The sequence below is a fragment of the Intestinimonas butyriciproducens genome (assembly GCF_004154955.1).
Classification (GTDB): Bacteria; Bacillota; Clostridia; order Oscillospirales; family Oscillospiraceae; genus Intestinimonas; species Intestinimonas butyriciproducens.
The window spans coordinates 1,208,128-1,223,719 of the sequence record NZ_CP011524.1 but is presented as its reverse complement, the minus strand read 5'-3'; the positions used below and the strand labels follow the sequence as shown (position 1 = coordinate 1,223,719).

The window sequence follows — 15,592 nt, the reverse complement described above, 5'->3', positions numbered from 1 at the left end:
CCAGAGCCTCGTGAAACGCGGACACAGGCATAAAAACATCCCTTCACTGGCAAACTAAAGCCAACGGAGGGATGTTTTTTATGTCTAGGAGACAGGTCTGGCTTGCCCCTGCCGTAGCCGGTGGGCTGGCGGGGATTGCCAACGGCTTTTTCGGCGGAGGAGGAGGAATGGTCCTGGTGCCTCTGCTCACCGCGCGGTGCGGTCTGGACCAGCGCAGGGCCTTTGCCACCTCAGTGGCCATCATTCTGCCCTTATGCGCCCTCTCATCGGTGATCTATCTCTTTCGCGGCGGCCTCGACCTGGCGGTGGCCCTCCCCTATCTGGCCGGCGGGCTGGCCGGTGGCTTTCTGGGCGGACGGCTGTTTCAAAAGCTGAATATGGACTGGCTGCGCCGCGCCTTTGCCCTACTCATTCTCTACGGCGGCTTCAAGTCGCTCTTCGGCCTGTGAGCTGGTTGATGTCCGCCCTGGCCGGAGCCGTGACCGGCGTGCTCTCCGGCTTCGGCGTGGGCGGCGGCACACTGCTGCTGATCTATATGACCGCCTTTGCCGGTGTGGAGCAGCACCAGGCACAGGGGATCAATCTGCTCTATTTTCTCCCCACCGCCGCCACGGCCCTGCCCGCCCACATCAAAAACGGCTATGTGGACAAGAAAACGGCGATGCCCGCCATCCTCGCCGGACTGGCTGGCACCGCCGCTGCGGCCTGGGTGGCAACCACCCTGGACGTTCATTTGCTGCGGCGCTTTTTCGGCGCCTTTCTGATCTATATCGGAGTACGAGAGCTGTTCCGCCGCCCCAGAGCTTAGAATCGCCTGCAATCAGACGAAAAACTTCTCCACAACGGTCTCTTCGATGTATTTCGCCTTGACCGCTTTCACCTTTGCCATGTTGGGATTGGCCACGTGGCCGCTCAGGCACTCTTTATCCCGCCACTTTTCCAGCAGAAAGAGATTCCCATCGTCCTCCTCAGGAATGAAATAAGCATACAGGAGACAGCCCTCTTCGCTTCGCACGGCCTCCAGCAGTCCGCTCTCCCGCATCTCCCTGAGAAAGTCCGCCCGCTTACCCGGTTTCATGGTGTACGTCACATTGTTTACGATGCTTCCCTTTTCCATTTCTGATTGCTCCTTTATTTTATTTCTCAGGCTCTGTATGCCTCAGCAGGGTGCGCGCGCTTTCCGTCAGCCCTGCGTCCGCTTCCTCGTCAGATATCCCTCTAAGATCAGCGACGCCGCCACCGCATCCACGGTTTTCTTATGGCTCTTCATTTTTTTCCCCGCTGTATGGAGGATATCGTGGGCCTCGATGGTGGTCCGCCGCTCATCCCACAGCACCGGCTCCAGCCCCGTTGCTTCCCGGAGCCGCTCGGCAAAGCCGCGATATCGCTCCGCCCGCGGCCCCTCTGTGCCGTCCATGTTCCGGGGGAACCCCATAACCAGCTCTTCCACCCCATACTCGCCCGCCAGCCGTGCCACCTCCGTCGCCACAAGGTCCGGCTTCCGGCTCTGGATGACGGTGGTATATCCCGCCAACAGCCCCGTAGGGTCTGAAACGGCCACGCCTGTTCTGGCATCTCCGTAGTCAATCGCCATGATCCGCATCTGATCACACGTCCTTTCCCTATATCACTATAGCGTCTTTCCCGTTTCCCTGTCAATCTCCAATTTCCCGCTTGACTTTCTGAAAAGCCTGTGATAATCTATCTATACCTATGAAAAAGGGCTCTTTTTTTGTGCGCATTTTTACGGTGTAATGGGCACAAACCCTTCCCCTCCTCAGGAGGACATAGGGAGGCAGACGATGCCGAAACCTACCGTGTTTTTAGATTGGGCGCGCAGACGCGCGTCTTGGGGAAAACGCTGCTGGGATTCGGTATAGCCGGACCCCGGCATTTTTGTTGGGTCCGAACGATTGAAGGAGGTGCCGAAACATGGCAAAAGCCGGTGCGCGGGTGAAGATCACCCTCAGATGCTCCGAGTGCAAACAGCGCAACTACGTCACCAATAAGAACAAGAAGAACACTCCCGACCGTCTGGAAAGAAACAAATACTGCCCCTTCTGCAGGAAGCACACGCTCCACACCGAGACCAAGTGATGATCATTGCGGAAGTGTCACAAGAAAGAAGGGTGAAACTGTATGTCTGAGAACGAGAAGATCGAGAAGACCGGCGCGGACTTGGAGGCTGCTCAGGCCCCCGCAAAGCCTGCCAAGGCTGCGGATAAGAAAGCTGCCAAGGCTGACAAGAAGGACGCCAAGCCCGGCTTCTTCCAGCGTATCGCCCGGTGGTTCCGCGAGATGAAGAGCGAACTGAAGAAGGTCGTGTGGCCCACGCCCAAGCAGACCGTCAACAACACCGTGATCGTCATCATTTGTGTCATTGTCGTCGGTATCTGCATTTGGGTCTTCGACTGGCTGGCCGGTGAGATCGTCAGAGCCCTGCTCCGCCTGTTTGGAAAGGTTTAAGGGGCGCGGATCATGGCTGATAGCGCGAAGTGGTATGTGGTCCACACCTATTCCGGGTATGAGAACACCGTAAAAGCCACCATCGAAAAGCACGTGGAAAACCGCAACATGCACGACCTGATCCATGAGGTCAAAATCCCCCTGGAGACTGTCACCGAGATCACCGACAACGGTCCTAAGACCGTGGAGCGCAAGGTGTTCCCCGGCTATGTGCTGGTAAAAATGGTGATGACGGACGAGACGTGGCACCTGGTACGCAATGTGCGGGGCGCCACCGGCTTCGTGGGCTCCGGTAACAAGGCTATCCCCCTCACCGAGGAGGAGATCGCCGCCCTCGGCGTGGAGAAGCGCGAGGTCGTGGTCTCCTATCAGGTGGGCGACACCGTAAAGATCACCGACGGCGCCTTGGAGTCCTTCCTGGGCACGGTCGAAGAGATCGATCTGGATCACAGCAAGGTCCGCGTGGTCGTGTCCATGTTCGGCCGGGAAACCCCGGTGGAGCTAGAGCTCGATCAAGTGGAGCTGATCCAGCAGTAAGTTCCGGGCGGCCAAAGTGCCGCCGCGCTACTCCCCCGAATCTGTATGGCCGGCCCCGGGCCGGTCGCTCCCCCAGCACGTGGGAGGGATCTGAAACAGGGTCCCGTCCAACCACATTCATTCGTAGGAGGTGCTCATTGTGGCACAGAAAGTAACTGGTTACGTAAAACTGCAGATCCCGGCCGGCAAGGCGACTCCCGCTCCTCCCGTTGGCCCCGCTCTGGGACAGCACGGCGTCAATATCGCCGCCTTCACCAAGGAATTCAACGAGCGGACCAAGAACGATGCGGGCCTCATCATCCCCGTCATCATCACCGTCTACGCCGACCGTTCCTTCACCTTCGTCACCAAGACCCCTCCCGCTGCCGTCCTCATCAAGAAGGCCTGCGGTATCGAGTCCGGCTCCGGCGTACCCAACAAGACTAAGGTCGCCGTTCTGAAGAAGGACGATCTGCGCAAGATCGCCGAGACCAAGATGCCCGACCTGAATGCCGCCACCATCGAGGCGGCCATGAGCATGGTCGCCGGTACCGCCCGCTCCATGGGCGTGACCGTGGAAGAGTAAGGGAAGGAGGTAGAAACGATGTTTAGAGGCAAGAAGTATACCGATTCTGCCAAGCAGATCGACAAATCCATGCTGTATGATACCGCCGACGCCATGGAGTTGATCGTAAAGACCGCTCCGGCCAAGTTCGACGAGACCGTGGAACTCCATGTGAAGCTGGGCGTTGACTCCCGTCATGCCGACCAACAGGTCCGTGGCGCCATCGTGCTGCCCCACGGCACCGGCAAGACGCAGCGCGTGCTGGTCTTTGCCAAGGGCGACAAGGCCGAGGCCGCCAAGGCCGCAGGCGCCGATTTTGTCGGCGAGATGGATATGGTCCAGAAGATCCAGTCCGAAAACTGGTTCGACTATGACGTCGTGGTCGCCACTCCCGATATGATGGGCGTGGTTGGCCGTCTGGGTAAGGTCCTGGGCCCCAAGGGCCTGATGCCCTCCCCCAAGGCCGGCACCGTGACCCCCGATGTGGCCAAGGCCATCACCGAGATCAAGGCCGGTAAGGTCGAGTATCGTCTGGACAAGACCAACATCATCCACTGCCCCATCGGCAAGGTCTCTTTTGGTGCGGAAAAGCTCACCGAGAACTTTACCGCTTTGATGGGCGCTATCATCAAAGCCAAGCCCGCCGCCGCCAAGGGCCAGTATGTCAAGAGTTGCGTCGTCGCCTCCACCATGGGCCCCGGCGTAAAGGTCAACGGCGCCAAGCTGATGTAACCCTTTTGGGGAACATCCCCGCGCAGGACGACAAAAAATCGGTCCCGGACAGGTTTTGCTTGACAAAGCCTGTCCGGACTGATATAATGTTTTTTGTATTCAGAGACAGCAGGTGGCTTTGCGCCATAATTCCTGCCGAGAATGCAGTATATGTGTTTGCTTATGCTGTTTTGTGTCTTTGGATGCAAAGCAGCATTTTGTTTTGTTTTTTCCGCCGGTGCGGAAAGAACGGGCATCTACCTGCTGTAGATTTTTTCTGGAGGTGAATTCCACATGCCTAACGCAAAGATTCTCAGTGAGAAGCAGGCCGTCGTGGCCGAGCTGACCGAGAAGCTCAAGAGCGCCGCCAGCGGCGTTCTGGTGGACTACAAGGGTATCACCGTGGCTGAAGACACCGCCCTGCGCGCCGAGTGCCGCAAGAATGAGGTGGACTATGCCGTTGTGAAGAACACCCTGGTCCGCTTCGCCATCAACAGTGTCGGTATGGAGGAGATGGACGGCGCCCTCAACGGCACCACGTCCCTGGCCGTCAGCCATGAAGATCCCATCGCTCCCATGCGCGTCATCAACAAGTTTGCCAAGCAGTTCAACGGCTCCAAGTTCGCCATCAAGGCCGGCTTCATGGACGGCAAGGTTCTGTCCCTGGAGGAGATCAACGCTCTGGCTGAACTGCCCAGCAAGGAGGTCCTGCAGGCTCAGGTCCTGGGCACTATGCTGGCTCCCATCACCAGCCTGGCCATCGTCGTGAAGGCCATCTGCGAGCAGAAGGGCGGCTCTGTCGAGGCCCCCGCCGCGGAGTAAGCTCCGCACCCATTTTACTGATTTGAAATGTAATTTTAGGAGGTAACATATCATGGCTTCTGAGAAAATCACTGCCCTCATCGAAGAGGTTAAGGGTCTGACCGTTCTGGAGCTCTCCGAGCTGGTTCACGCTCTGGAGGAGGAGTTCGGCGTGTCCGCTGCCGCTATGGCCGCTCCCGCTGCCGGCGGCGCTGCCGCTCCCGCCGCGGAGGAGAAGACCGAGTTTGACGTGGTGCTGGCTGAGATCGGCGCCGAGAAGATCAAGGTCATCAAGGCCGTCCGCGAGATCACCGGTCTGGGCCTGGCCGAGGCCAAGGCTCTTGTCGAGTCCGCCCCCAAGGCCATCAAGGAGGGCATCTCCAAGGACGACGCCGAGGAGCTGAAGAAGAAGCTGGAGGACGTCGGCGCCAAGGTGGAGCTGAAGTAAGCTTTTTTCTCATTGGAAAACGGGCCGCGTACCTGATCGGTACGCGGCCCGTTTCTTTCTCAAAGGACCTTTTCGCTTGTCAGCGCGTCCAATATGAATGACTGAAGGCGCACGCCCACCTCTCTCTGATAGGGCTCCCCGGTGAGCTCATTGTTGGAGATGATCCGCAGCCCTATACAGGGTGTCCCAAAGCGATGACAAAGCTGGTATGAGGCAATGCTCTCCATATCCTCACACCGCTCTCCCGCGTGCTCCCGCAGCCAGAGGATGCGGTCATGCTCCCGGTTGAATATATCCCCGCCGCCCAGACGGCCGGATGCTTTTCCCCCTCCGGCATAGGCTGCGGCCTCAAACCGGGCCAGCCATACCGGGTCCGAGGCATAGACCAGCGGCTCCGCCCCGTCGTAGGGATCATGGAACTCCCATTCCGACGCATCATATCCCTCCCCCCGCCCGCGCGGAGGGGTTTTCAAATTGTGGATGTGGATGCAGCTCTCCCCCACCACGATATCCCCCACGTGGAGGCTCTCACAGTGGGAGCCGGCAATCCCCTGATTGATCACCACCCGGGGATGAAACTTCTCAATGCCCACCGCTGTGGCCCCCGCGGCGTATATAGTGCCGATCCCCGTCCGGCTCACGGTCAAGTCCAGCCCCTGGAAGTCTCCCCTCCAAAATTGGAACCCTCCCCAGGAAAAGGCCTCCGGGTGCTCCAGGCGGGAGACGAGCCAGTCCGTCTCCACTTCCATGGCCCCCTGGATCAGGACCGGCCCGCTCATTGCGATCTCTCCTCTCTCTTTCGGTCCACCCACTGGCTCCCCTGCAAAGACAGCCACGCACAGGAAAGGCCCACCGCACAGCCCACCAGCACATCACTGGGAAAGTGGACGCCCACATAGAGCCTCGAAAAGCCCATCAATACCGCCTGGGCAATGCAGAGTCCCTTCAACCACCGCTTTTTCGCATAACGGGCCCAGGTCGCTCCGGCCGCAAAAGCGGCGCAGGTATGGCCTGAGGGGAAGGAGTTGGGATCATGCTCCGCTACCAGACGTGTGAGCCCCTCTACCACCAGCCAGGGCCGCACGCGCCCCACCAAGTGCTTGAGCACAATGTTGGTGCACAGCAGCCCGAACAGCATGGCCACTAGGGCCCAGAACCCGGCCCGCCTCGTCTTGGGGAAAAGGAGCATTCCCCCGGAGACCACCAGCCACACGAGTCCCGCATTCCCCAGTTGTGTAAATGCAGAAAAAAAGGTGTCCAATACGGGACACCGTAGCCATTCCTGTATCCAGAGCAGGGCCGCCTCATCCAAGGCTTGGATCATTTCCAGCATGAGTTCCCTCCATATCCGTCGATTTCCTTTTTGTTCTCCAAACAAGAGAAGGGCGGGGGCAGGCCCCCGCCCTTCTCACTTCGGCAATCATGCCGCCGGCGTCTCCGCCGTGCAAGTGGTGATCACACCGTTGTTGAGCTCAAAGTGGACCGTTTTGACAATGTGGGTCTTGCCGATCCGGACCTCCTGGGTACCCACCTCATTGATGACATTGTTCACCACGTTGGCCTTGATGGTGAAGGTGAGGTCCAACGTGTCGTCGTTTACCGGGAAGGTTAGCTTGTTTCCGTTCACATCCGTCATGGTGAGCCCGTCGTCATGGGGCGCGTCCGTTACGCTCATCACCCAGGCGTCCACCATGGAGCCATTGGCCATGAGCTGGTCGCCGGTGCCGTTCTCGCCGGGGACATAGGCCTTGATGCCCTCATAGACCTCGGGGTCCACCCCCTTGACCTCTACGGTATAGGTGAGGACCGTGTGCTGCGCACCTACCGCGCCGTCCTTGGACAAGACCTTGAACACCACTAAAACAACCGCCACCAGCAGCAGCACAATGACCAACAGGTCAATGATATTCAGCTTCCCGAAGAGCTTCCCCTTCTCGTCCACCACTTTCATGTCGCGCCTCCGTATTTCTTTTCTTTGGCAGCGTCCGGCATTTCCGTTGACCGGACCATGCAAGCATTGTATAATATTTTCAGTTATGATTCAAGTACTTTTTGGAGGCCATCATGAAAGTCATCCATCTCATCAGCGGCGGTGACAGCGGCGGCGCGAAAACCCACGTGCTCTCCCTGCTGCAAAATCTCTCCCGGACCATTGACGTGACGATGGTCTGTTTTTTGGAGGGCCCCTTTGCCCAAGAGGCTCGGGAACTGGACATTCGCACCGAGGTCTACCCCGGGCGGAACGTCCTGCACACCCTGCGCCTGCTCCAAAAAAAAATCAGGACTGAGGGATACGATCTCATCCACTGCCACGGTGCCCGCGGCAATATGATGGGCGCCATGCTCCGCCGCTCCACCGGTCTCCCTGTGGTCACCACCGTCCACTCCGATTACCGGCTGGACTATTTGGGCCGCCCCTTCTCCCGTATCAGCTACGGCACGGTAAATACCATCGCCCTGCGCTTTCTGGATTACCGCATCGGCGTCTCCGATGCCATGGTGGACCTGCTGATCTCACGGGGATTTGATCCGGACAAGCTCTTTGCCATTTACAACGGCATCGACTTTACCCTGCCTCCTCCCGCCATGGATCGGACGGCCTATTACAGGTCCGTGGGACTGAACGCCGATGACGACTCTGTGGTAGTGGGGATCGCCGCCCGCCTCAATCCGGTCAAAGACATCGCCACGTTGATCCGCGGCTTTGCCCGGGCACACGCGTCCTGTCCGAACCTCCGCCTCCTCATCGCCGGAGACGGCGAACAGCGCGCCATGCTGGAGGGGCTGGCCCGGGACCTCGGTGTAGCCCCCTTCGTCTGCTTCGCCGGCTGGATCTCCGACACCAATACCTTTTACCAGTCCATCGATATCAATACCCTCACCTCCCTCTCCGAGACCTTTCCCTATGCTCTCACTGAGGGCGCGCGCGCCTGCCTGCCAACCGTCAGCTCCAGAGTGGGCGGCGTCCCCTATCTCATCGACCACGGGGTCAACGGCCTTCTGTTCTCTCCCGGCGACGCCGATGAGCTCGCCCGCCACCTGATCACACTGGCCCGCGACCCCGTCCAGCGGCAGCATTTGGGCTGCCGCCTGCGTCAGAAAGGCGTGGAGGAGTACTCCCTGGAATCTACGGTCAGACGCCAGCTTGAGATCTATCAGATCGTGCTCCGCCGGAAGGACCGCAGAGGCACTGTGGGCCGCCGGGACGGCGCCTTGGTCTGCGGCGCCTATGGGCGCGGAAACGCCGGTGACGACGCCATTCTGGAGGCCATCGTACGGGAGCTCCGGCAGATTGATCCCGACCTTCCGGTCTGGGTCCTTTCCAGGCGCCCGGACGAGACCCGCATGACCTACCGCGTCAACTCCATCTATACCTTCGGCTTCCCCAAATTTCTCCGGCGCATGGGCAGGACCCGGCTCTATATCAACGGTGGGGGCTCCCTCATGCAGGACGTCACCTCCCGCCGCTCCCTGTGGTTCTATCTCTTCACCATCTCAGCCGCCAAAAAGCTGGGCAACCGGGTGCTGATGTACGGCTGCGGCATCGGCCCCATCCACTATCCCTCCAACCGCCGCCTGTGCGCCAGGGTTCTGGAGCGCAACGTGGATATGATCACTCTCCGGGACACCCACTCCCTTACCGAGCTGGAGGACATGGGCATTAACCACCCCGAGGTCCTCCTCTCCTCCGATCCCACGGTGATCCTTCCCGCCGCGCGGCCGGAGGTCATCGACGGCATGCTGGAAAGCCGGGGCCTGGATCCCAAAGGCAGATATATCGGCTTTACGCTGCGGCCCTGGCCCGGCTACGAAGAAAAGGCGGAACTCTTTGGCCGGGCGGCCGACTATGCCTGGGAAACTTACGGCCTCACCCCGGTTTTTCTTCCCATCGAAAAACGGCTGGACGTAGGCGCATGTCAGAAGGCCGCCGCCCACATGAAAGCCCCGCACTATATTTTTGAGGACACCGGTGCTTCCGACCACACCATCGGGCTCTTTGCACGGATGCAGGTGGTGGTGTCCATGCGCCTCCACGCCCTGGTGTTCTCCGCGGGCCAAGGGGTCCCTCTGGTGGGCGTGGTATACGATCAGAAAATCAGCTCCTTCCTGAATTACATTGGACAGGACCTCTTCACCGATCTGAACGACGTGACCTATGAGGGGCTCTGCGCTCATATCGACGCGGCGGTGAAGCGCATCGGAGACACGGAGTTTTTGTCCGGCGGGGTGGACCGGCTGCGCCAGGTCGAGCGCTGCAACAGCCAGGCGGCCGAGAAGCTGCTGCGGCTGGGCCGCTGATCCTGTTTCCGAGGTGACTCCCTTGAAGCCATATATCGTTCTCTCCACCGAGCCGTGGAGATCCACCCCCACCCGGACCCAACAGCTCACCACTCGTCTTCGGGACGGTGAGGTTCTCTTTTTCGAGCCGTTCCATGGAAACGGGCCCGGGCACAAGGCCCCCGGACGGCGGGTACGCCCCAATGTGACCGTCTATACCCTGCCCCCGGTCCGGCCGCTCCCGGAACAGGCGGAGCTACTCCGCCGCCGGCTGTGGCGTAGGCAGGCCGACTTCATTCAGAGGACGGCCTCCCGGCATCGATTTCGGGACGCAGTCCTCTGGACCACCTGCCCCGATCAGGTCCATCTGCTGGACTTTCTCTCCTTTCAGGGCCTGATCTACGACTGTGACACCGACTGGTCCTCCCTTCCGCTCCAATGGGAGGGAGACCTAGCTGCTGAGGCCGATGTGATCTTCGCCGCCTCCCCGGGACTCGTGGACCGGCTTTCCCCCTGTAATTCCAATATCGCTCTCCTTCCCAACGGGGTCAACTATCCCATGTTTGCCCGAACCGGCCTGGACGTGCCGCCGGAACTGCGGGATATCCGCGGCCCTGTACTGGGTTGGGTCGGCGGTCTCACCCCGGATCTGGATCTGGCCCCTGTGGAGTACGCGGCCGGGGAACACCCCGACTGGACCTTTGTGCTGGTGGGTCGGGTGGGGGAAAATCCCCGGCTAGGCTACCTGGAGGAGCTGGGCAACGTACGCCTGACGGGCCGCCGCCCCATGGTGGATATCCCCGACTATGTGGGCCGCTTCGACGTTTGCCTGGACCTGCGCCGCCGGCGCCATGAGGACAGCGACGTGACGCCCCGCCGCATCTATGAATACCTCTCCACCGGAAAGCCCATCGTCTCCCTGCTCTCCCCCGACCAGGTGGAGGAGTTTCCCGACGTCATCTATAGCGCCCACACGCTGGAAGAATACTGCCGCATGTGCGAGCGCGCCCTGACCGAGGACCCTGCCTGGGTCTCTCCCCGGCGACGGGACTATGGCGCCGCCGCCGCCTGGTCCCGCCGGGCCGAAGAGGTCCGTCGGATTCTCAAGGCCATTGGTTTGGCCTGACCTGCGCTCCCCTCTTCTCCGCCTGGAGAACAAAAAGAATTCTTTACAATCCCTCCACCCCTTTTTTACCCCTGCTTGTACAAGCATACGAAAATGTTTCTCCGCCCTTGCAATCCCCGGCGAACTTCGATATATTTAAAACAATATGGGACGGGGGTGCGATGATGACCATCTCAGCCAGTATGGATCACTGCGGCGGGTTTTTCATGCTTCAGGGCACCAATGCGTCCACTTCAAACGAGTAGCCAATCCAGGCCATCCGCATATCGGATGGCCTGATTCTTTTTTTGTTTATCTAAAAAATATGTATTGGGAGGTTCCTATGCGTAAGAAAGTCGCCGTGATCATGGGCTCCGACAGCGATCTGGAGACCATGAAACCCTGCATTGCCCGGCTCAAATCCTTTGATATTCCCGTCGAAGTCCGGGTCATCTCCGCCCACCGCACCCCCGCCGCCGCCGAACAGTTCGCCTCCGCCGCCAAGGAAAACGGATTCGGCGCCATCATTGCCGCCGCCGGGAAGGCTGCTCATCTGGCCGGTGTTCTGGCGGCCTACACCACTCTGCCCGTGATTGGCGTACCCATCAAGACCTCCTTGATGGGCGGCTTGGACTCTCTCCTCTCCATGGTGCAGATGCCCAAGGGTATTCCTGTGGCCTGTGTGGCCGTGGACGGCGCGGACAACGCCGCCATCCTGTCCGCCCAGATGCTGGCCCTCTCCGACAGCGATCTGGCGGACCGTCTCACCCGGTTTAAATCCGATATGGCGCAAGAGGTCGCCCAAAAAGATCAAAAAATGCAGAGGGAGGAATTTTGATATGGCTTACGAAAAGAAAGAGCAGCTCTATGAGGGCAAAGCCAAAAAGGTCTACGCCACCGATGATCCCGAGGTGGTCATCGTCTCCTACAAGGACGACGCTACCGCTTTCAACGGTCTCAAAAAGGGGACCATCTCCGGCAAGGGCGCCATCAACAACCGCATGACCAACAACCTGATGCGCCGCTTGGAACACAAGGGCGTCCCCACCCACTACGTGGAGGAACTCAACGACCGTGAGACCGCCGTAAAGAAGGTCTCCATCGTTCCTCTGGAGGTCATTGTGCGCAACATCTCCGCCGGCTCCTTTGCAAAGCGCTACGGCGTGGAGGAGGGCATCGTGTTCGATGAACCCACCTTCGAATTCTCCTATAAAAACGACGATCTGGGCGATCCCCTGCTGAACACCTCCCATGCCCTGGCTCTGAAGCTGGCCACCCGGGAGGAAATTGCCCTGATCCGCAAATACACCATGATGGTTAACGATCTCCTCAAGGGCTTTATGAAAGAGATCGGCATCGACCTGGTAGACTTTAAGTTGGAGTTCGGCAAGACCTCCGACGGAACCATCGTGCTGGCCGACGAGATCAGCCCCGACACCTGCCGCCTGTGGGATGAAAAGACCCATGAGAAGCTGGATAAGGACCGCTTCCGCCGGGATCTGGGCGGCGCCGAGGAGGCGTATGAAGAGGTCATGCGCCGTTTGATGGGGGAATAAATGGCCAAACTCCATGAAGAATGCGGCGTCTTCGGTGTCTGTGTGCCCGATCCCCGGGAGCGGGACGCCGCCTACACCGCATACCGCGCCCTGTACGCCCTCCAACATCGTGGTCAGGAGTCGGCCGGCATCGCCGTGCGCCGTGGCGGGCAGCTTCTCCTGCGCAAAGCGCCCGGCCTAGTGCCCGAGGTCTTCGATAAAAAGGCCCTGTCGGACCTCTCCGGCGCCGACGCCGCCATCGGCCACGTGCGCTATGCCTATGACGGAGCAGAGCGGGACACCTTCCGCGCGCAGCCCCTCCTGGTGCGCCACGCCGCCGGGGATATGGCCCTGTGTTATAACGGCAAGCTGGTGAATGCCCGCCAGCTCCGTATGGAATCCGAGACCCGGGGCGGTATCTTCCAGACCGGCACCGACGCGGAGATCATCTCCCACATCATCGTCCGGGAGCACCTGCGGACCAACACCACGGAGGACGCCATCCTCAACGCCATGCACTATATGATCGGGGCCTACTCCCTCATCGTGTTGGACGGCAAAAAGCTGATCGCCGCACGGGATCCCAACGGCTACCGGCCCCTTTGCATCGGCAGGGTGGGGGGCTGCTGGTGTGCCGCCTCCGAATCCTGCGCCTTTGAGGCGCTGGGGGGCGAGATGGTCCGGGATGTGGAGCCGGGTGAAGTGGTAGTCCTCACGGAGGACGGCCCCGTAAGCCGCAATGTGAACATCCTGGCCCGCCATGCCCTGTGCTCCTTTGAACTGATCTATTTCGCCAGACCCGACAGCGTTATTGACGGCGTCTCTGTGGATCTGTTCCGCCGGGAGGCCGGTCGGCGCCTGGCCCGCCGCAGCAGTGTGGAGGCCGATATCGTGGTGGGCGTCCCGGATTCAGGGCTCTCCGCCGCCCAGGGCTTCGCTGAGGCCTCTGGCATCCCCTACGCGATGGGCCTGATGAAAAACCGCTATATCCCCCGCACCTTTATCCAGCCTACGCAGGGCCAGCGTGAGCAGTCCGTGCGCATCAAGCTTAACGCCATGGGCTCCACGGTCCGGGGAAAACGGGCCATCCTAGTGGACGACTCCATTGTGCGGGGCACCACCTCCGCCCGGCTGGTAAAGCTCCTGCGGGATTCCGGCGCGGCGGAGGTCCATTTCAAGGTCTCCGCCCCTCCTTTCCTGAATCCATGCTATTTCGGCACCTCGCTTCCCGACTGCCGGGAGCTGGCCGCCCACGGTCGCACGGAGGAGGAGGTCTGCTCCCTCATCGGCGCGGACAGCCTGCAATACCTCACTGTGGAGGATATGCGTGCTGCGGCCTCCGGTCTCCGCTGGGGCCATTGCGACGCCTGTTTTACCGGCGATTACGCCGTACCTGTGCCCCACGGCCACTGACGCCCCGCGCAATCCCTGCAACCATTTTTTCGCGCTTAAAATAAGGAGGTCCCGCTATGTCTATTTCCAGATCCGATGCCTACGCCGCCGCCGGTGTGGACGTGACCGCCGGCTATGAGGCCGTTGACCGTATCAAGCCCCTGGTGGAGTCCACCTATATTCCGGGCGTCATCGGCACGCTGGGCGGCTTCGGCGGCCTGTTCGCCCCCGACGTATCCGGTATGAAAAAGCCCGTGCTGGTCTCCGGCACCGACGGCGTGGGCACCAAGCTGAAGATCGCCTTCCTCACAGACAAGCACGACACCGTAGGCATCGACTGCGTGGCCATGTGTGTCAACGATATTGTCTGTTCCGGGGCGCGTCCCCTCTTTTTCCTGGACTATTTGGCGGTGGGGAAGAACGTGCCCAGCCGCATTGAGGCCATCGTCTCCGGCGTGGTGGAGGGCTGCCGCCAGGCGGGATGTGCCTTGGTGGGCGGTGAGACCGCTGAGATGCCCGGCTTCTATCCTGAGGACGAGTATGATCTGGCCGGCTTCTCCGTGGGGCTGGCCGACCAGGAGCATATGCTGGACGGCTCGTCCATGGCGGAAGGCGATATCCTCATCGGCCTCGCCTCCTCCGGCGTCCACTCCAATGGTTTCTCCCTGGTCCGCAAAGTCCTGAACGTCACCAGGGAACGCCTTGCTCAGCCGGTGGCCGAACTGGGCTGCACCCTGGGCGAGGAGCTGCTCAAGCCCACCCGTATCTATGTCAAAGCTGTCCAGTGCCTCTTGACGCATGGCGTCCATATCCGTGCCATCAGCCACATCACCGGCGGAGGGCTCTATGAAAACGTGCCCCGCATGATGAAGGAGGGGCTCACCGCCCGGATCGAGACCGCCTCCTTCCCCGTCCCCCCCATCTTCGGCCTCATTGCCCGGGAGGGTGCTGTTTCGGAGCGGGATATGTACAATACCTTCAATATGGGGGTAGGCCTGGTCCTCGCCGTTCCCAAAGAAGAGGTCGGACTTGCCAAGGATATCCTCTGCCGCGCCGGGGAGCGGGCCTATGTCATCGGGTCTGTGGTCGGGGGCGGCGAGGGCGTGGAACTGGTATGAGCGGAAAGCGCATCGCCGTTCTGGTCTCCGGCGGCGGCACCAATCTCCAGGCCCTCCTCGACGCACAGGCCCGGGGGGAGATCCGCGGCGGTGAGATCGCAGCCGTTCTCTCCTCCAAAGAGGGCGCCTATGCGCTGGAACGGGCCGCAAAGGCCGGTATCCCCGGTTACGTCGCCGCCCGGAAGAGCTTTCCCGACAACCGTGCCATGACACGCGCCATTGTGGACCGGCTCCAGACGCTGGACATCGACCTTGTGGTGTTGGCCGGTTTTCTCCATATCCTCACCGAGGAAATGGTACAGGCCTACCCCAACCGGATCCTCAATGTCCATCCCGCCCTGATCCCCTCCTTCTGCGGGGCCGGCTGCTATGGTCTCCATGTCCATGAAAAGGCCCTGGCCTACGGTGTCAAGGTGACGGGCGCCACCGTCCATTTTGTCACCGAGGAGCCCGACGGCGGCCCCATTGTCCTCCAAAAGGCGGTGGATATCCGGGAGGACGACACCCCTGAAACGCTCCAGCGCAGGGTCATGGAGGAGGCCGAATGGCAGCTTCTCCCCCGGGCCGTCTCCCTTTTCTGTGAGGACAGACTCTCCGTGGAGGGCCGGCTGGTCCGGATCCGGGATTGAACCCGTCTGACTTATATGGAGGTTTTGC

General features: G+C 60.5%; 21 protein-coding genes and 1 other annotated feature. Of the genes, 16 read left to right on the top strand and 5 right to left on the bottom strand.

Going from position 1 to position 15,592, the window contains the following annotated elements; genetic code table 11:
• Window positions 1-80 precede the first annotated feature (80 nt).
• Both SRB521_RS06045 and SRB521_RS06040 read left to right on the top strand, forming a co-directional pair.
• Window positions 81-449 (top strand): sulfite exporter TauE/SafE family protein, encoded by a 369-nt coding sequence (locus tag SRB521_RS06045; protein WP_075705501.1) that lies wholly within the window; start codon window positions 81-83, stop codon window positions 447-449.
• Entirely contained in the window at window positions 446-808 is a 363-nt protein-coding gene (locus tag SRB521_RS06040; protein ID WP_075704166.1) for a sulfite exporter TauE/SafE family protein, read from the top strand. The genes SRB521_RS06045 and SRB521_RS06040 overlap by 4 nt, the downstream gene beginning before the upstream one ends.
• 12 nt (window positions 809-820) lie before the next feature.
• Here SRB521_RS06040 and SRB521_RS06035 read toward each other — a convergent pair whose 3' ends face one another.
• Both SRB521_RS06035 and ruvX read right to left on the bottom strand, forming a co-directional pair.
• Window positions 821-1,117, bottom strand: a complete 297-nt coding sequence (locus SRB521_RS06035; protein ID WP_033119313.1) for a putative quinol monooxygenase — start codon at window positions 1,115-1,117, stop codon at window positions 821-823.
• Window positions 1,118-1,183: 66 nt separating this feature from the next.
• Window positions 1,184-1,603, bottom strand: a complete 420-nt coding sequence (gene ruvX, locus SRB521_RS06030) for a Holliday junction resolvase RuvX (protein WP_058117985.1) — start codon at window positions 1,601-1,603, stop codon at window positions 1,184-1,186.
• Window positions 1,604-1,932: 329 nt separating this feature from the next.
• Here ruvX and rpmG point away from each other — a divergent pair, with 329 nt between their 5' ends.
• The 7 genes from rpmG (at window position 1,933) to rplL (ending at window position 5,507) form a co-directional block, all read left to right on the top strand.
• Window positions 1,933-2,097 (top strand): 50S ribosomal protein L33, encoded by a 165-nt coding sequence (rpmG, locus tag SRB521_RS06025; RefSeq protein ID WP_033119311.1) that lies wholly within the window; start codon window positions 1,933-1,935, stop codon window positions 2,095-2,097.
• Window positions 2,098-2,139: 42 nt separating this feature from the next.
• Window positions 2,140-2,466, top strand: a complete 327-nt coding sequence (gene secE, locus SRB521_RS06020) for a preprotein translocase subunit SecE (protein WP_033119310.1) — start codon at window positions 2,140-2,142, stop codon at window positions 2,464-2,466.
• A gap of 12 nt (window positions 2,467-2,478) precedes the next feature.
• On the top strand, window positions 2,479-3,003 hold the full coding sequence (nusG, locus tag SRB521_RS06015; protein WP_033119309.1) for a transcription termination/antitermination protein NusG: 525 nt from the start codon (window positions 2,479-2,481) through the stop codon (window positions 3,001-3,003).
• Between the two features lie 139 nt (window positions 3,004-3,142).
• A complete protein-coding gene (gene rplK, locus SRB521_RS06010; protein ID WP_033119308.1) occupies window positions 3,143-3,568 on the top strand; it encodes a 50S ribosomal protein L11 in 426 nt (141 codons plus the stop codon).
• An 18-nt stretch (window positions 3,569-3,586) separates the two neighbouring features.
• Window positions 3,587-4,279 carry a 50S ribosomal protein L1 gene (rplA, locus tag SRB521_RS06005; RefSeq protein WP_075704167.1) on the top strand — a complete coding sequence of 231 codons (693 nt, stop codon included), beginning with the start codon at window positions 3,587-3,589 and terminating at the stop codon, window positions 4,277-4,279.
• An 81-nt stretch (window positions 4,280-4,360) separates the two neighbouring features.
• Window positions 4,361-4,488 (top strand) — a sequence feature (ribosomal protein L10 leader region).
• Between the two features lie 64 nt (window positions 4,489-4,552).
• Window positions 4,553-5,080: a 50S ribosomal protein L10 gene (rplJ, locus tag SRB521_RS06000; RefSeq protein ID WP_075704168.1), complete on the top strand. Its 528-nt coding sequence runs from the start codon at window positions 4,553-4,555 to the stop codon at window positions 5,078-5,080.
• Between the two features lie 52 nt (window positions 5,081-5,132).
• Window positions 5,133-5,507: a 50S ribosomal protein L7/L12 gene (gene rplL, locus SRB521_RS05995; protein ID WP_075704169.1), complete on the top strand. Its 375-nt coding sequence runs from the start codon at window positions 5,133-5,135 to the stop codon at window positions 5,505-5,507.
• A 59-nt stretch (window positions 5,508-5,566) separates the two neighbouring features.
• On the opposite strand, the gene SRB521_RS05990 is transcribed toward rplL, so the two are convergent.
• The 3 genes from SRB521_RS05990 to SRB521_RS05980 all read right to left on the bottom strand — a co-directional run bounded on the left by SRB521_RS05990 (window position 5,567) and on the right by SRB521_RS05980 (window position 7,458).
• Window positions 5,567-6,286 (bottom strand): 5'-methylthioadenosine/S-adenosylhomocysteine nucleosidase, encoded by a 720-nt coding sequence (locus SRB521_RS05990; RefSeq protein ID WP_116721955.1) that lies wholly within the window; start codon window positions 6,284-6,286, stop codon window positions 5,567-5,569.
• Window positions 6,283-6,840 (bottom strand): phosphatase PAP2 family protein, encoded by a 558-nt coding sequence (locus SRB521_RS05985; RefSeq protein ID WP_116721954.1) that lies wholly within the window; start codon window positions 6,838-6,840, stop codon window positions 6,283-6,285. Before SRB521_RS05985 ends, SRB521_RS05990 begins: the two co-directional genes overlap by 4 nt.
• Before the next feature lie 87 nt (window positions 6,841-6,927).
• A complete protein-coding gene (locus SRB521_RS05980) occupies window positions 6,928-7,458 on the bottom strand; it encodes a DUF4330 domain-containing protein (RefSeq protein WP_207735870.1) in 531 nt (176 codons plus the stop codon).
• A 113-nt stretch (window positions 7,459-7,571) separates the two neighbouring features.
• On the opposite strand from SRB521_RS05980, the gene csaB reads away from it, so the two are divergent.
• The 7 genes from csaB (at window position 7,572) to purN (ending at window position 15,564) form a co-directional block, all read left to right on the top strand.
• Window positions 7,572-9,806, top strand: a complete 2,235-nt coding sequence (gene csaB, locus SRB521_RS05975) for a polysaccharide pyruvyl transferase CsaB (protein ID WP_075704170.1) — start codon at window positions 7,572-7,574, stop codon at window positions 9,804-9,806.
• 13 nt (window positions 9,807-9,819) lie between these two features.
• A complete protein-coding gene (locus SRB521_RS05970) occupies window positions 9,820-10,911 on the top strand; it encodes a glycosyltransferase family 1 protein (protein WP_165366584.1) in 1,092 nt (363 codons plus the stop codon).
• 322 nt (window positions 10,912-11,233) lie between these two features.
• Entirely contained in the window at window positions 11,234-11,728 is a 495-nt protein-coding gene (purE, locus tag SRB521_RS05965) for a 5-(carboxyamino)imidazole ribonucleotide mutase (RefSeq protein WP_033119301.1), read from the top strand.
• A 1-nt stretch (window position 11,729) separates the two neighbouring features.
• Window positions 11,730-12,446, top strand: coding sequence for a phosphoribosylaminoimidazolesuccinocarboxamide synthase (gene purC / locus SRB521_RS05960; protein WP_033119300.1), 717 nt, complete (start codon window positions 11,730-11,732; stop codon window positions 12,444-12,446).
• Window positions 12,447-13,838 carry an amidophosphoribosyltransferase gene (gene purF / locus SRB521_RS05955; RefSeq protein WP_075704172.1) on the top strand — a complete coding sequence of 464 codons (1,392 nt, stop codon included), beginning with the start codon at window positions 12,447-12,449 and terminating at the stop codon, window positions 13,836-13,838. It abuts the gene before it with no gap.
• A gap of 56 nt (window positions 13,839-13,894) precedes the next feature.
• Window positions 13,895-14,935 carry a phosphoribosylformylglycinamidine cyclo-ligase gene (gene purM / locus SRB521_RS05950; RefSeq protein ID WP_033119298.1) on the top strand — a complete coding sequence of 347 codons (1,041 nt, stop codon included), beginning with the start codon at window positions 13,895-13,897 and terminating at the stop codon, window positions 14,933-14,935.
• Complete coding sequence (gene purN, locus SRB521_RS05945; protein ID WP_033119297.1) at window positions 14,932-15,564, top strand: phosphoribosylglycinamide formyltransferase; 633 nt, start codon at window positions 14,932-14,934, stop codon at window positions 15,562-15,564. Before purM ends, purN begins: the two co-directional genes overlap by 4 nt.
• Window positions 15,565-15,592: the final 28 nt, after the last annotated feature.

Bases quoted from the DNA above. Each gene is read 5' to 3' on its own strand.
- SRB521_RS06035 (WP_033119313.1), bottom strand. From the start codon at position 1,117: ATGGAAAAGGGAAGCATCGTAAACAATGTGACGTACACCATGAAACCG.
- rplJ (WP_075704168.1), top strand. From the start codon at position 4,553: ATGCCTAACGCAAAGATTCTCAGTGAGAAGCAGGCCGTCGTGGCCGAG.
- SRB521_RS06045 (WP_075705501.1), top strand. From the start codon at position 81: ATGTCTAGGAGACAGGTCTGGCTTGCCCCTGCCGTAGCCGGTGGGCTG.
- ruvX (WP_058117985.1), bottom strand. From the start codon at position 1,603: ATGCGGATCATGGCGATTGACTACGGAGATGCCAGAACAGGCGTGGCC.
- csaB (WP_075704170.1), top strand. From the start codon at position 7,572: ATGAAAGTCATCCATCTCATCAGCGGCGGTGACAGCGGCGGCGCGAAA.
- secE (WP_033119310.1), top strand. From the start codon at position 2,140: ATGTCTGAGAACGAGAAGATCGAGAAGACCGGCGCGGACTTGGAGGCT.
- SRB521_RS05985 (WP_116721954.1), bottom strand. From the start codon at position 6,840: ATGCTGGAAATGATCCAAGCCTTGGATGAGGCGGCCCTGCTCTGGATA.
- purF (WP_075704172.1), top strand. From the start codon at position 12,447: ATGGCCAAACTCCATGAAGAATGCGGCGTCTTCGGTGTCTGTGTGCCC.
- purC (WP_033119300.1), top strand. From the start codon at position 11,730: ATGGCTTACGAAAAGAAAGAGCAGCTCTATGAGGGCAAAGCCAAAAAG.
- SRB521_RS05980 (WP_207735870.1), bottom strand. From the start codon at position 7,458: ATGAAAGTGGTGGACGAGAAGGGGAAGCTCTTCGGGAAGCTGAATATC.
- rplA (WP_075704167.1), top strand. From the start codon at position 3,587: ATGTTTAGAGGCAAGAAGTATACCGATTCTGCCAAGCAGATCGACAAA.
- purM (WP_033119298.1), top strand. From the start codon at position 13,895: ATGTCTATTTCCAGATCCGATGCCTACGCCGCCGCCGGTGTGGACGTG.
- purE (WP_033119301.1), top strand. From the start codon at position 11,234: ATGCGTAAGAAAGTCGCCGTGATCATGGGCTCCGACAGCGATCTGGAG.
- rpmG (WP_033119311.1), top strand. From the start codon at position 1,933: ATGGCAAAAGCCGGTGCGCGGGTGAAGATCACCCTCAGATGCTCCGAG.
- nusG (WP_033119309.1), top strand. From the start codon at position 2,479: ATGGCTGATAGCGCGAAGTGGTATGTGGTCCACACCTATTCCGGGTAT.
- purN (WP_033119297.1), top strand. From the start codon at position 14,932: ATGAGCGGAAAGCGCATCGCCGTTCTGGTCTCCGGCGGCGGCACCAAT.
- SRB521_RS05990 (WP_116721955.1), bottom strand. From the start codon at position 6,286: ATGAGCGGGCCGGTCCTGATCCAGGGGGCCATGGAAGTGGAGACGGAC.
- rplL (WP_075704169.1), top strand. From the start codon at position 5,133: ATGGCTTCTGAGAAAATCACTGCCCTCATCGAAGAGGTTAAGGGTCTG.